We start from the raw sequence: 13568 nt of genomic DNA on the forward strand, positions 1-13568 counted from the left end.
CACCCCATGACTGACACTGAGATCAAGAAGGGACTCGCCGGAGTGGTGGCGGACTACACCGCCGTCTCCAAGGTCAATCCCGAATCCAACTCCCTGCTCTACCGCGGCTACCCCGTGCAGGAGCTGGCCGCGTCCCTGCCGTTCGAGGCGGTGGCCTACCTGCTGTGGAACGCCGAGTTGCCCACGGACGCCCAGCTGGCCGAGTTCACCGCCCACGAGCGGGCCAACCGCGCACTGAGTGCGGATGTGAAGACCGCACTGGACCTGCTGCCCGTCACCTGTCACCCGATGGACTCGGTGCGCACGGCGGTGTCCATCCTGGGGGCCCAGCACCCGAAGTCGGAGGACTCCTCGCCCGAGGCGGAGATGGAGAAGTCCCGGACCCTGTTCGCCCAGCTGCCCGCCGTCGTCGCCTATGAGCAGCGCCGGCGCACCGCCGGGGGGCCCACCGAGCCGGTGGCTCCGCGTGATGACCTGGACTACTCCCAGAACTTCCTGTGGATGACCTTCGGCGAGGAGGCCGATCCGGCCGTGGTGGAGGCCTTCCGCGTCTCGATGATCCTCTACGCCGAGCACTCCTTCAATGCCTCCACGTTCACGGCGAGGGTGATCACCTCCACGCTGGCGGACCTGCACTCGGCCGTGACCGGGGCCATCGGTGCGCTCAAGGGCTCGCTGCACGGCGGCGCCAACGAGGCCGTCATGCACACCTTCGACGAGATCGGCATCCGGCAGGAGGAGTCCCAGGAGGAGGCCAAGGACCGGGCCAAGGCCTGGATGGAGGACGCCCTGGCCCAGAAGAAGAAGGTCATGGGCTTCGGGCACCGCGTCTACAAGCACGGCGACTCCCGCGTGCCGACCATGAAGAAGGCGCTCGACGCGATGATCGAGCACTTCGGCCGCCACGAGATCCTGGGGCTCTACAACGGCCTGGAGCAGGCCATGGACGAGGCCAAGCAGATCAAGCCGAACCTGGACTACCCGGCCGGCCCCACGTACCACCTGATGGGCTTCGACACCGAGCTGTTCACCCCGCTGTTCATCGCGGCACGGGTGACGGGATGGACCGCGCACATCATGGAGCAGCGCGCGTCCAACTCGCTGATCCGCCCGCTCTCCGCGTACAACGGGCCGGACGAGCGGCACGTCCCCGGCGCCTAGCGGGGACGGTCCCGCCACCGGACGCACGATGCGGGCAGAGATCACTGGTGATCTCTGCCCGCATCGTTGCTTCCAGCAGTCGTCCGAGTGCCTTCTGGCAGTGAGGAGAACGACGGCGGCGCTCACCTCACGCCGCCGGCGTCACCTCGGGCGCGGGCCGGGTTCAGGGTGCGGTGACCTCCATCGAGGTCGCCACCAGCCGCAGCTCCTGGTACTGGCCGGTCTCCACGACGGCGCGCAAGGCGTCCTCACCCTCCTCACCGGTGAGCTCCTCGGCGTCCGCCTGCGTGATGTGGCCCTGCAGGGTGGTGCCGGTGCCCTGGTCCGTCCCCTCGGCCGGTGGCAGGACATAGGTCCAGGCGTCCCAGTAGTCCTCGGTGGACTCGGGGTCATCGCCTTCGGGCACGGTCGTCACCTGGACGGCCAACCGGTAGTCCTCGCCGTCGAAGAAGCCCTGTTCCCCGGCCAGCCCGTTGTCCTCGAGGATCGCCGCGCGGTAGTACACGTCGCCGCCGGTGGAGGAATCCTCGGGGATGTCCTCGAGTTCCTCGGTCTCCAGGACCTCGACGACGTCCGGCTTCACGCCGTCACCGTCCATGGGGCCCTGGCCCGTGTCCGCCGTGAACAGCGCCTTCTCGTCGGGGTCCTGGAAGACCCAGCGCTCGTTCTTCACCCCGTACTCATCGGTGGTGTCCGGACCGGCCAGTTCCTCGCTGACGGTCCAGCTGGCCGGCAGGGTCCACTGGAAGTGACCCCCCTCCGTGCTGTGCGTCTGGGTGGGGCCGTCCATATCCGTGCCACCGGCTCCCTCGGACTCCCCCGCGTCCGGCTCGGAGGTCGCCGACGGGGTGGCGCTCTCGGACGGGGCCTCGGAAGCGGTGGCCGATGCGGTCACGGTCGCCGACTCGGTCACGGTCGCCGACTCAGCCGACTCAGTGGACGTCTGGGTGGCGGAGGCCTCCGGAGATCCCCCGCAGGCCGAGAGGGCGAGGGCCGCTGCGAGCCCCAGTCCGAGGGCGGCTGGCAGCTGCTTCCAGTGGCGGCGTCCATGGCCGGCCGGGCTGTGTGGTGGGGTGCCCTGCTGGGGTTGGTCCGGGTTCGGGTTCGGGTTCTGGTCCATGGTGGTGTCACGCACGGTAGGTTCCTCCTCTGTGGTGGCGTTCGATGGCCACTGCCCAGTGGATCAGGCTCGGCCGCTTCACGACACCCGGACACCTCACCGAAGCTCGAATCGTGATGGCTTCGTAGCCCCCTTCCCAGCCGCCGCTCAGGTCTGAACGCCAGCTCACCGGCGCACCGGTTCAGGGGGCGGTGACCTCCATGGACGTGGCCACGTCCCGCAGCTGGGCGTACTCCTCGGTCTCGAGGAAGGCCCGCAGCGCCTCCTCTCCGTCCAGGCCGGTGGCCTCCTGGGCCGCCTCCTGGGTGACGCGGCCGGAGAGAATGGCCGCCGCCCCGTAGTCATGCCCCTCGGCCGGTGGCTGCTCGTAGAACCAGGAGGACCAGAACGCATCGCCCGTGTCCTCGGGGTCACGGTCTTCCGAGACGTTGACCACCTGCACGGTCAGCAGGAACTCCCCGCCCTCGAACGATCCCAGGTCTCCGATCTCCTCGGTGGCCTTCAAGAGGGTGGCGCGGTACCAGACGGGTCCCGATCCCACGGCATCCGCACCCTCGCTGACGGGGACCTCCGGCAGCTCCTCCGTGTCCAGGACCGCCACCACCTCCGGCTTGGGACCGTCATTGTCCGTGGCACCCATGCCCGTGGTGGCCCGGTATTCCACCCCGAGGTCGGGGTGGTGGAAGAGCGTCACCTCGTAGGGCTCCCCCACAAAGTCCAGGGAGTCCTCGCTGTACTCCTCCTGGCTCGCCGTCCACGTCTGCGGGAACGTCCAGGTGAATGCCCCTGACTCGGTGGTGTAGGTCTCCGTGGCGCCGGCCGGTGTCTCCCCGCCCGCGCCGCCGCTGCCGCTGCCTGACGGTGTGGCGGAGGCGGTCTGGGTGACGGTCGCAGTGGCCGTGGGGCTCGGGGCCTGCGTGACGGTCTCCACCGGTGTGGAGGAGCCGGCGGTCTCCGAGGGATCGGCGCCGTTGCCCGTGCCGCAGCCGGCCAGCGCCAGCGCCAAGCCCAGCCCCAGGGCGGCGGTCACCGGCCGTCGTCGCCGGACCGGCGGGGCCATGGGCGGTGTGGTGCTGTTCCTGGTCATGATCATGCTGCTCCCCCTGCCGCCCGCCCCGTGGTCCGATCGCCCGGACCCGGGCAGGACGGTCATCGTGCGCTACTCTGGCGTTCGGATAGCCTCCATCAGACCACCCGGTGAGCGCACTGTCACGACCGTCCGCCCGGATGTTGTGGGATCGTCATCGCCCCGCGCACCACCCGGCAGGCCGCCCCGCCGGTCAGAGCGGAGGCCCCCCGGCCGGTCAGTGCCGGCTCTGGGCCCGCGGGTGCGCGGCGGCGTACACCTCGCGCAAGGTGTCCGCCGTGACGAGCGTGTAGACCTGCGTGGTGGTGACGGAGGCATGGCCCAGCAGCTCCTGCACCACCCGGACGTCCGCCCCGCCCTCCAGCAGGTGGGTGGCGAAGGAGTGGCGCAGCGTGTGCGGTGAGACCTCCACGTCCAGCTGCGCCCGATCGGCGGCGGCCTTCAGGATGGTCCAGGCGGATTGGCGGGACAGCCGCCCGCCGCGCTGGTTGAGGAACAGCGCGGGGCCACCGCTCCCCGACCGTACGGACAGCGCCGGCCGGCCGCGGACCAGCCAGGCCTCGAGTGCGGCAGCCGCGTACGAACCCAGCGGGACCACCCGTTCCTTGGACCCCTTGCCGAACAGGCGCACGACGGCGGGGCCCGGCTCCCCCGGCCCGGCCAGCTCCGCGCCGCCCGGCTCACCGACAGGCCGACCGGCGGGCTCACGGGCCGGGCCCCGAACGGCCCCGATGACATCGTCCACGTCCAGGCCGACGGCCTCCGAGATCCTGGCCCCGGTGGCATAGAGGAATTCGAGCAGCGCCCGGTCCCGCAGCCCGGCGGGCGTGTCCGTGGGGGCCGCTTCCAGCAGGGCGGTGACCTGGTCCACCCGGATGGCCTTGGGCAACTCCTGTGCTGGCCGCGGCGGGGTGACGTCCTGGGCGGGGTCTGTCTGCGTGAGCTGCTCCAGCGTCCAGAAACGGTGCATCCCGCGCACGGCCACGATGGTCCGGGCGGCCGAGCGTGGTGCGAGCGGGTGGCCGCCGTCCGCCCCGGTCCCCAAAGCCTGGAGGAAGCCGGTCACATGGTGACGCGTGACCTGCTGCGGCTCCGTCACGTCCTGGGAGTGCAGCCACCCCAGGTAACGGTTCACGTCCCGGCGGTACGCCGCCAGCGTGTTCACGGACATGCCGCGCTCCACGGCGAGGTGGTCCAGGTAGGCCTCGGCCGGACGCACCAGAGCCCGAGCGGCTCCTGCTGCGGCGTCGGCACCCTGCGTCGCGCTCATGCCCGGCTCGGACGGCCGTGCCAGGGCGAGTCCGCCGGCCGCAGGGCCGTGTTGCCCCGGGCCCGGTGCGCGCTCAGCGCCAGCAGTCCCACCACCAGGGAGGGATTGTGCAGGCGGCCGTCCAGCACCGCCTGCACGGCCTCCTCCACGGGGACCCAGGCCAGGGGCATGCCGGCCTCCTCGCCGGTGCGTTCGTGGCGTTCGTCGGCGGGGACCTCGGAGAGCCCACGGGCCAGGAACACGCGGATCCCCTCCGAGGAGGAGCCGGGGGTGGTGTAGAAGTCCGTCAGCACCTCCCAGCGCTCGGCCCGCAGATCGGTCTCCTCGGCCAGTTCCCTCCGGGCTGCGTCCACCCACGCCTCTCCCGGCACGTCCAGCAGGCCGGCGGGGATCTCCCAGAGCTCCTCCCCCACCGGGTGCCGGTACTGCCGGATCATCCGGACCCGGTCCTGGCCGTCCAGGGCCACCACGGCCACGGCGCCCGGATGCCGGATGAACTCCCGCACGAGCAGGTCAGCACCATCAGTATCCCCAGCACCGTCAGTACCCCGAGCACCGTCAGTACCCCCAGCATCACCGGCATCACCGAGGCCGGCCACCTCCGGGGCCGCTCCGGCGGCCGGCGCCATCCTGAAGGACTCGCGCGTGACGTCCCAGATCGCCCCGGAGAACGCCGTCTCGCTGCGGACCACGGGACGGGGGGCGGGCACATCGGCGACCGGGCCGCCGTCGTGCCCGGTATAGGGGGCCGGCCCCGGGCCGGACCGCTCAGGACGGCGCGTCATGGGGTGGCCGTCCGGCCGGCCAGGGCGGCCGCCACCAGCGCGGCGAACAGGGGGTGCGGGGCGGTGGGGCGGGACGAGAACTCCGGGTGGGCCTGGGTGGCGACGTAGTACGGGTGCGTATCCCGCGGAAGCTCCACGAACTCCACCAGGGCGCCGTCCGGTGAGGTGCCGGAGATAACCAGGCCCGCCTCCTCAAGACGGGAGCGGTACTCGTTGTTGACCTCGTAACGGTGGCGGTGGCGTTCGCTGACCTCGGTGCGGCCATAGGCCTCGGCCACCACGGAGCCCGGCACCAGGGTGGCCGGGTACGAGCCCAGGCGCATGGTGCCGCCGAGGTCCCCGCCCCCGGCGACGATCTCCTCCTGCTCCGCCAGGGTCGCGATCACCGGGTGCTGGGTGTCCGGCTCGAACTCCGTGGAGGAGGCGTCCGCCAGACCCAGTACGTTGCGGGCGTATTCCATGACCATCGTCTGCAGCCCCAGGCACAGGCCCAGGGTGGGGATGCCGTGCTCGCGCGCGTGGCGCAGGGCGCCGATCTTGCCGTCGAGCCCCCGCACCCCGAAGCCACCCGGGACACAGATCGCGTCCACCCCGTCCAGGGCGCGGCGGGCTCCCTGGACGGTCTCGCATTCGTCCGAGGCCACCCAGCGCAAGGACACCCGGGCGTCGTGGCCGAAACCGCCGGCCCGCAGGGCCTCCGTCACGGAGAGGTAGGAGTCCGGCAGGTCGATGTACTTTCCCACCAGGGCGATCTCCACCTCGTGGGCCGGATGGTGGACCACCCGGATCAGGCGGTCCCAGGTGGACCAGTCCACGTCCGTGGACGTCAGGTCCAGCGCCTGCACCACGTAGGCGTCCAGTCCCTGGGCGTGGATGACCTTCGGGATGTCGTAGATCGAGGGGGCGTCGGCGCAGTTGATGACGGCGTCCGTGTCCACGTCACACATCCGGGCGATCTTGTCCCGGACGTGCTGGGGCACCTCCCGGTCCGAGCGGAGGACGATGCCGTCCGGCTGGATGCCGAGGGACCGCAGCGCGGCCACCGAGTGCTGGGTCGGCTTGGTCTTCAGTTCGTGGGAGGGGCCGATGTATGGAACGAGGGAGACATGGACGAAGAAGACGTTGTCCCGGCCGATGTCCTGGCGCACCTGGCGCGCGGCCTCCAGGAACGGCTGTGACTCGATGTCACCGACCGTGCCGCCGATCTCGGTGATGATGACGTCTGGCGCCGTGCGGCCGGTGGTCCGCGCCGCCGTCTGGTCCTGGCTTTCGCCCTGGTCCTGGCTGTCTCCCCACGTGGCGGGAAGGCGCATGCGCCGCTTGATCTCGTCCGTGATGTGCGGGATGACCTGGACGGTGTCCCCCAGGTAGTCGCCGCGGCGTTCCCTCTCGATGACGGTCGAGTAGACCTGCCCGGTGGTGACGTTGTTCAGGCCGTCCAGGTCCTCGTCCAGGAAACGCTCGTAGTGACCCAGGTCCAGGTCGGTCTCGGCTCCGTCCCCGGTGACGAAGACCTCGCCGTGCTGGAAGGGGTTCATGGTGCCGGGGTCCACGTTCAGATACGGGTCCAGCTTCTGCATGGTCACGGTGAGACCGCGGGCCTTGAGCAGGTGGCCCAAGGACGATGCCGTCAGACCCTTCCCGAGGGAGGACGCCACCCCACCGGTCACGAAGATCTGGCGGGTCGCGTTGGGCGATTTCTGGAATCGAGAGGTTCTTTGCACCACGGAGTTCGATCGTAGCACCCGGCTCAGGCGTGCGAGGCCTCGAGCAGTTCACGGGCATGGTCCCGCGCGGCGTCTGAACCCGACCGGCCGGCGAGCATCCTGGCCAGCTCCCCGACCCGGTCCTCACCGTCCAGGACCGCCACATCGGAGGTGGTGAATCCGGCCTCGCGGTCCGAGTCCTTGGTGACCTTCACATGCCGGTCGGCGAAGGCCGCCACCTGGGGCAAGTGGGTCACCACGATGACCTGCACGTGCTGGGCCAACCGTGCGAGCCGACGACCGATCTGGACGGCTGCCTCGCCGCCCACCCCGGCGTCGACCTCGTCGAACACGAAGGTGGGCACCGGATCCGTGGCGGCCAGCACCACCTCCAGCGCCAGCATGACACGGGACAGCTCACCGCCGGAGGCGCCCTTGCCCAGCGGGCGTGGCGCCGCGCCGGCATGGGGTTGCAGCAACAATCGGATCTCATCCGCGCCGTGGGGGCCGGGGTCCCCGCCGGTGGTGACGGTCGCGTGGAACGAGGCGTCCGGCATGGACAGGGCCCGCAGTTCCGCACTGACCAGGCCGGAGAGCTCCTGTGCTGCCGCGGTGCGCAGCCGGGTCAGCTCGGCGGCTCCGGCCGTGACCTGCTGACCGAGCCGGGCGACCTCACCGGTCAACTCCTCGATCCGGCCGGAATCTCCCTGCAGCTCCTCCAACCGGGGCCGGTGGTCCTCTGCCCAGGCGATCACGTCGGACAGCTCGGGCCCGTAGAGACGCATCAGTCGGGTCAGTTCGGCCAGCCGGGACTGGGCGGTGTCCAGGTCGGAGGCGGCGTCGTCGTCCAACCGCGCCGCGTACCCGGCCAGGTCCCCGGCGATGTCCGCCAGCAGGATTCCCGCCTCGGCCAGTCTCTGGGCCATCCCGGTCAGGTCATCGTCCTGGCCCGGTGCCGCCAGCAGCGACTGCCGGGCGGACTCGATGAGGGCCTCGGCCGAGGGGATCTCGACCGCATCCGCGGCGTCTGCCCCGGCCAGATGCGCGTGGGCCCCCAGCGAGGCGGCCCGGAGTTCCTCGACGTTCTCGAGCCGCTCGATCAGCGCCCGGACGGCCAGGTCCTCTCCGTCCTCGACGGCGGCGAGGTCGATCTCCTCGAGCGAGCGTTGCAGGTTCTCGGCCTCGCGGGCACGGTCCTGCTCATGCGTGGTGATCTCGGCCAGTACTGCGGCCGCCTGCTTCCACGCCTCGTAGTCGCGGCGATAGGCCGCCAGGGCCTCGGTCACCTCGGAGCCGGCGAAGGCATCCAGTGCGTGGCGTTGGGCGGCCGGAGACTTCAGGCGCAGTTGGTCGGTCTGGCCGTGGACGGCCACGAGGTGTTCACCCAGTTCACTCAGCAGGGCCACCGGCACGCCCCGGCCCCCGGCTGATGCCCGCGACCGACCCGAGGACCCTGCGGCCCCCACGGATCGGGTGACCACGAGCGCCAGGTCCGCGGTGTCGCCCGGATCCGCGCCGCCGTCCGGATCCGCCTCGCCGTCCAGGACGGCCCCGGCCTCGGTGGCCAGACCGACGGCGGCATGGCCGGGGGTGAGCCGGAAGCCGGCTTCCACGGTGGCCCGGGAGGCCCCGTGGCGGACCGCCCCGGCATCCGCCCGGGCCCCCAGCAGCAGGTTCAGCGCCGTCACGACCATGGTCTTGCCGGCACCGGTCTCACCGGTCACCACGGTGAAGCCGGGGTCCAGTTCCACGGTGGCGTCGCCGATGACGCCCAGGGAATGGATGGACAGGTACTCGATCATTCCTGCGGCTCATTCCCTCGGGGGATCACGGGCATCGCTGCGGTGTCCGGCGGGACCACGCCGGGCCGCGGTGCCAGGTGGTGCGGTTCCACCACGGAGACGCCGCGGGAGGAGGAGGGGTCCGCCGCGGGCCGTCGCAACTCGGCACGGGTCTCCCGCGACTCGGCCTCGGCCTGGTCCTGTGCGGTGATGGGGCCGCGCCAGCCCTTGGTCGGCAGGTTGAACTTGCGCACCAGTCGATCAGAGAACGGCGTGTGGGACAAGCGGGCGATGCGCACCGGTTGCGGCGACCTGGTGACCTCGACGCGGGAGCCGAGGGGCAGGTCCACGGTCCGCCGGCCGTCGCACCACAGCACCCCCGGCTCATTGGTCCGTGGCAGCACCTCCACCGTGAGCACGGAGTCCGGGGAGACCACCAACGGCTTGGCGAAGAGCGCGTGGGCGCTGATGGGCACCATCAGCATCGCCTGGACCTCCGGCCACACCACGGGTCCGCCGGCCGAGAAGGCGTAGGCCGTGGATCCGGTGGGGGTGGCCATGACCACCCCGTCACAGCCGTACGTGGAGATCGGGCTACCGTCCACGGCGGTGACCACCTCGAGCATCCGCTCCCGGTTGGACTTCTCCACGCTGGCCTCATTCAGGGCCCAGGTGCGGGCCACGAGCTCCTCGCCCTGGAAGACGCGGACATCGATCGTCATCCGCTCCTCGACGCTGTAGTCCTGCGCCACCACGGCCTCGACGGTGCGGATCAGGTCGGTCCGCTCGGATTCGGCCAGGAAACCGACGTGCCCCAGGTTGACGGCCAGCAGCGGCACTTCCGAGTCCCGGATCAGTTCCGCGGCGCGCAGCACGGATCCGTCGCCACCGAGCACCACCCCCAGACTGATCTCAGACAGCTGACAGTCAACGTCCAAGGTCTCCGGGGCCGACTGCAGTGGAGGCACCAGGCCCAGCCGGACGGCTTCACGGATGGACTCCACGTCGCTGCCCAGCAGGACCGGCACCAGCCCGGACTCCTGCAGCTCGGCGCAGGTGTGGACGGCTGCCCGGATCGCGTCCTCGCGTCCGGTGTGGGCGAGGACCAGGATTTTGCGGGGCATGGCCCCAAGGATACCCACCGCGGGCGGTGCCGCGTCAGCGGCCTGCCACAGCGGTGGACAGTGCTGCGGACAGTGCTGTCGACAGGGCTGTGGACGGTGCTGTCGACAGGGCGTCAGCTCAGACCCAGTCGACGGGGTGTTCGTCCAGCCAGGTGGCGCCGGACTGCGTGATGGGGATGGGGTCCGCGCCCCGCTGGAGCCAGAGGAAGAACTCCACATTGCCGTCCTGACCCGGCAACGGGGAGCGGGCGATCCCGCGGGGACGCAACCCCGCGGCCAGGGCCGCCTCCAGCACTCCGGCGACCGCCCGGCGTCGTGCTCCGGGGTCCACCACCACACCGGTTTTGGGCAGGGCATGGCGCCCGACCTCGAACTGTGGCTTGACCATCAGCACCAGATCGGCGCCCGGGCGGCAGACTCCGGCCAGTGGACCGAGTACCAGACGCAGGGAGATGAAGGAGAGGTCCGAGACCACGAGGTCCACGACCCCACCGATGTGCTCGGCGGTCAGGTCCCGGACGTTGCAGCCCTCGTGCACGTCCACCCGGTCCTGCGTGCGGAGTTCCTCCACGAGTTGGTCATGTCCCACGTCCACCGCCACCACCCGGTGGGCCCCTGCTCGGAGCAGGACGTCCGTGAACCCGCCCGTGGACGCCCCGGCATCCAGACAGCGCAACCCCCGGGGCACGACGTCGGCGAAGACCTCGAGCGCACCGGCCAGTTTGCGTCCGGCCCGGGAGACGTACCGCGGCCCGACATCCCTCAAGGCCAATCGGTCCGCCGGGGCGCACCGGGTCGAGGCCCTGGTCACGGTGGTGCCGTTCACGGTCACCTCCCCGGCGGCGATGAGTCCTGCCGCCTCACTCCGGGACCGGGCCAGCCCCCGCTGGGCCAGCGCCACATCCAGCCGATCGCCGGAACCGGAACCGGGCCGGGAACCGTTGCTCACGACAACCCCGGGAGCCGCGGCTGGTCCTCCAGCAACTGCGCCAACGAGTCCAGGGCGGCCCGGTAGGCCTCGAATTCCTCATCGGGACGTCCGTCCTCGACACCCTGCAGACCGCTGAGGATTGCATCGGCGGCCGGGTCACCGGTCTCGGACGGGCCCGGCTGCCCGGTCTGATGGGTCATTGCGGGTCCCCCAACAGGGCCGGCAGCCCGCTGACGACCCAGGTGGGCCGCTGGTCCTGGACGGCAGCACCGGCGGTAGCCTCCGTGTCCACCCCGGTCAGCACGAGCACAGTGTCATATCCGGCCCGGTTGCCCCCGAGGATGTCCGTGTCCAGCCGGTCCCCCACCACGAGCGGATGCCGGGCGCCGAGCGCCCGGGCCGCCCGGTGGAACAGGAGGGGTTCTGGTTTGCCGGCCGAGAGGGGACGGGTTCCGGTGGCGCGCGCGACGGCCTCCAGGAGGGCACCGTTGCCGGGGGCGATCCCCTCGGCCCGGGGGATCGTCAGGTCGGCGTTGGTGGCGATCCAGTGGGCGCCGTTCCGCACGGCGAAGGACGCCTGGGCCAGATCGGCCCAGGACACCGCGGGATCGAAGCCCTGGATCACGGCGTCCGGACGCTCCGCCGCGCTGGCCACCACCTGGTAGCCGGCGCGCTCCACCTCACCGCGCAGGAAGTCCGATCCCACCACCAGCACGCGGGCCGGCTCAGCAGGATCCGTTCCGGACCGTGTTGACGCCGTCAGCACCTCGGTCAGGAGGGATACGCCGGCGGCGGCTGAGCCGAAGACCTGATCCGCCGCGACGTCCAGTCCGAACTCCCGGAGGTGCTCGGCCACCGCCTGCGGGGATCGGGAGGCGTTGTTGGTCACGTAGGCCACCGGAATACCGCGCTCCGCCAGCTCGAGCAGTGTGGGCACGGCCCCGTCGATGGCCGAGTCACCGGCATAGACGACGCCGTCCAGGTCGCACAGTACCGCGTCATGGCCACCGAAGAAGAGCCCGTTCGTCATGGTTCAGTGGTCCCGGGTGTCCCGCTCATCGTCCCCGGGCAGCTCCCCGTCGGGGGCGTCCTCAGGGACGTTCTCGAGGGCGTCCTCCGCAGCCGGGCCCGCCGCGGAGGCAGACCCCGCGGCCCCCATCTGGTCGAGGGAGTCGGCGGTGTCCATGGATTCCAGGTCCTCCTCGTCCAGGGCGGGCGAGGGCACCGGATCGGGCTCCGGTGTGGGTTGTGGGGGGACGAGGTCACGCGCCCGGGGACGCCGCTCCTCCGGCTCGTCATCCAAACCGAAGTCCACGATCTCGGGTTCTTCGAAGGCCCCGGTGCCCAGGGCGCGTTCGGCCACCGAGGCCTGCCGCTGCCAGGCCTTGGCCTCCTGTTGGCGGCCGGCTTCGGAGAGCACGTCCGCGTAGGCGCGGAACAGTCGCGGGCTGAAGGAGAAGCCCCGGTTCCGATCCAGTTCGGGGACCTGCAGCACGGACAGTGCGGCGTCCAGATCCCCGAGATCTCGGTGGAGGCCGGAGAGGACCATCACGAGTTCCGCGCGGATGGCCTTGTCCAAGGTCGAATGATCAACGTCAGCGGCCAGTTCCAAGGCCTTGTCATGACGACCCAGGGCCCGTTCGCTGTCCACCATCTCCGGCAGGTGGGTGTTGTCCCCCGTGATCCGCCGGTAAGTGCGGAACTCGCGCAGTGCCTCGGCGTACTCCCCCGCGCCGTAGGCGGTCAGTCCCACCGCCTCCCGGACACAACCGAGCCGACCGCCCCGGCGGCTGGCGGCCAGTGCATGTTCGAAGGCCAACTGGGGATCGAGGTCCAGGAGGCGTCCGGCCATCACCAGGTGGCGGGCCACCCACGGACGATTGCGCTCGTCCAGCGAATCCAGTTCGCGGCTCGTGGCCCGGTCGAGCTCCTTACCGGTGATGTCCTCATCGATCTCCGGCGACTTGGCGCGGTCCGGACGGTTGGCGCTACGCAGATCACTGGGATTGTGTGTGGCCGGACGGTCGTCTCGGCGTGGACCACCGTTATGGCGTACGCCGCGGCGGTCCTGACCCTGGTACCCGGAACCTGAGGCCCGCTGTCCGGAACGGCCGGATCCCTGGCCATCCTCTCGACGCTGCCTGCCTCCCGAAGAGGGCCGGCCGCCGCGCTCGGAGCGTTCGCCGGACGAGCCACCGCTGCCGCTGCCGGCACCACGGTAACCACCGCGTGATCGGTCACCGGAACCACGCTCCGGGCGGCCGCCGTTCTGGCGACGCGGCCGTTCCGATGAGTCGGACTGCTCCTGGTTCTCGGGCATCCAGAGATCCTCTCCAAGGTTGAGACAACGACGCTGCGAACCACCCGGCTCGCGCGTCCCTGAGCCACACCAGCGTAACTGACGTGGTTGAAACGGCATGGTCCACCAACGCGGACCTCAAAGGCACTTAAAACAAGAAAGGCCCCGCACCTGAGTGCGGGGCCCTTCCCTCAATGGTTGTCCGGCGGCGTCCTACTCTCCCACATCCTCCCGGATGCAGTACCATCGGCGCAGTGGGCCTTAGCTTCCGGGTTCGGAATGGGACCGGGCGTTTCCCCCACGC

Annotated in this window: 12 protein-coding genes and 1 rRNA gene; 1 reads left to right on the top strand and 12 read right to left on the bottom strand. The window is 70.9% G+C overall.

Going from position 1 to position 13568, the window contains the following annotated elements:
• Nucleotides 1-6 precede the first annotated feature (6 nt).
• A complete protein-coding gene (locus ACSU1G_RS10860) occupies nt 7-1161 on the top strand; it encodes a bifunctional 2-methylcitrate synthase/citrate synthase (protein WP_439279922.1) in 1155 nt (384 codons plus the stop codon).
• Between the two features lie 163 nt (nt 1162-1324).
• Here the strand turns inward: ACSU1G_RS10860 and ACSU1G_RS10865 are convergent, their stop codons facing one another.
• The 12 genes from ACSU1G_RS10865 to rrf all read right to left on the bottom strand — a co-directional run.
• Nucleotides 1325-2296, bottom strand: a complete 972-nt coding sequence (locus ACSU1G_RS10865) for a hypothetical protein (RefSeq protein ID WP_439279923.1) — start codon at nt 2294-2296, stop codon at nt 1325-1327.
• A 166-nt stretch (nt 2297-2462) separates the two neighbouring features.
• Nucleotides 2463-3368 carry a hypothetical protein gene (locus tag ACSU1G_RS10870; protein ID WP_439279924.1) on the bottom strand — a complete coding sequence of 302 codons (906 nt, stop codon included), beginning with the start codon at nt 3366-3368 and terminating at the stop codon, nt 2463-2465.
• Nucleotides 3369-3585: 217 nt separating this feature from the next.
• Nucleotides 3586-4638, bottom strand: a complete 1053-nt coding sequence (locus tag ACSU1G_RS10875) for a site-specific tyrosine recombinase XerD (protein WP_439279925.1) — start codon at nt 4636-4638, stop codon at nt 3586-3588.
• Entirely contained in the window at nt 4635-5423 is a 789-nt protein-coding gene (locus ACSU1G_RS10880; protein ID WP_439279926.1) for an NUDIX domain-containing protein, read from the bottom strand. The genes ACSU1G_RS10875 and ACSU1G_RS10880 overlap by 4 nt, the downstream gene beginning before the upstream one ends.
• The gene (locus ACSU1G_RS10885) at nt 5420-7168 is read right to left on the bottom strand and encodes a CTP synthase (protein WP_439279927.1); all 1749 of its coding nucleotides are present in this window, start codon (nt 7166-7168) and stop codon (nt 5420-5422) included. Before ACSU1G_RS10885 ends, ACSU1G_RS10880 begins: the two co-directional genes overlap by 4 nt.
• A 5-nt stretch (nt 7169-7173) precedes the next feature.
• On the bottom strand, nt 7174-8931 hold the full coding sequence (gene recN / locus ACSU1G_RS10890; RefSeq protein ID WP_439279928.1) for a DNA repair protein RecN: 1758 nt from the start codon (nt 8929-8931) through the stop codon (nt 7174-7176).
• Nucleotides 8928-10034 carry an NAD kinase gene (locus ACSU1G_RS10895; RefSeq protein WP_439279929.1) on the bottom strand — a complete coding sequence of 369 codons (1107 nt, stop codon included), beginning with the start codon at nt 10032-10034 and terminating at the stop codon, nt 8928-8930. Before ACSU1G_RS10895 ends, recN begins: the two co-directional genes overlap by 4 nt.
• A 118-nt stretch (nt 10035-10152) precedes the next feature.
• On the bottom strand, nt 10153-10983 hold the full coding sequence (locus ACSU1G_RS10900) for a TlyA family RNA methyltransferase (RefSeq protein ID WP_439279930.1): 831 nt from the start codon (nt 10981-10983) through the stop codon (nt 10153-10155).
• Nucleotides 10980-11165, bottom strand: a complete 186-nt coding sequence (locus tag ACSU1G_RS10905) for a hypothetical protein (protein ID WP_439279931.1) — start codon at nt 11163-11165, stop codon at nt 10980-10982. The genes ACSU1G_RS10900 and ACSU1G_RS10905 overlap by 4 nt, the downstream gene beginning before the upstream one ends.
• A complete protein-coding gene (locus ACSU1G_RS10910) occupies nt 11162-11995 on the bottom strand; it encodes an HAD-IIA family hydrolase (protein WP_439279932.1) in 834 nt (277 codons plus the stop codon). Before ACSU1G_RS10910 ends, ACSU1G_RS10905 begins: the two co-directional genes overlap by 4 nt.
• Nucleotides 11996-11998: 3 nt before the next feature.
• Entirely contained in the window at nt 11999-13285 is a 1287-nt protein-coding gene (locus ACSU1G_RS10915) for a hypothetical protein (RefSeq protein ID WP_439279933.1), read from the bottom strand.
• A gap of 179 nt (nt 13286-13464) precedes the next feature.
• Nucleotides 13465-13568 (bottom strand): 5S ribosomal RNA (gene rrf / locus ACSU1G_RS10920); the annotation flags it as partial.

Source organism: Microbacterium sp. A93 (assembly GCF_051842835.1).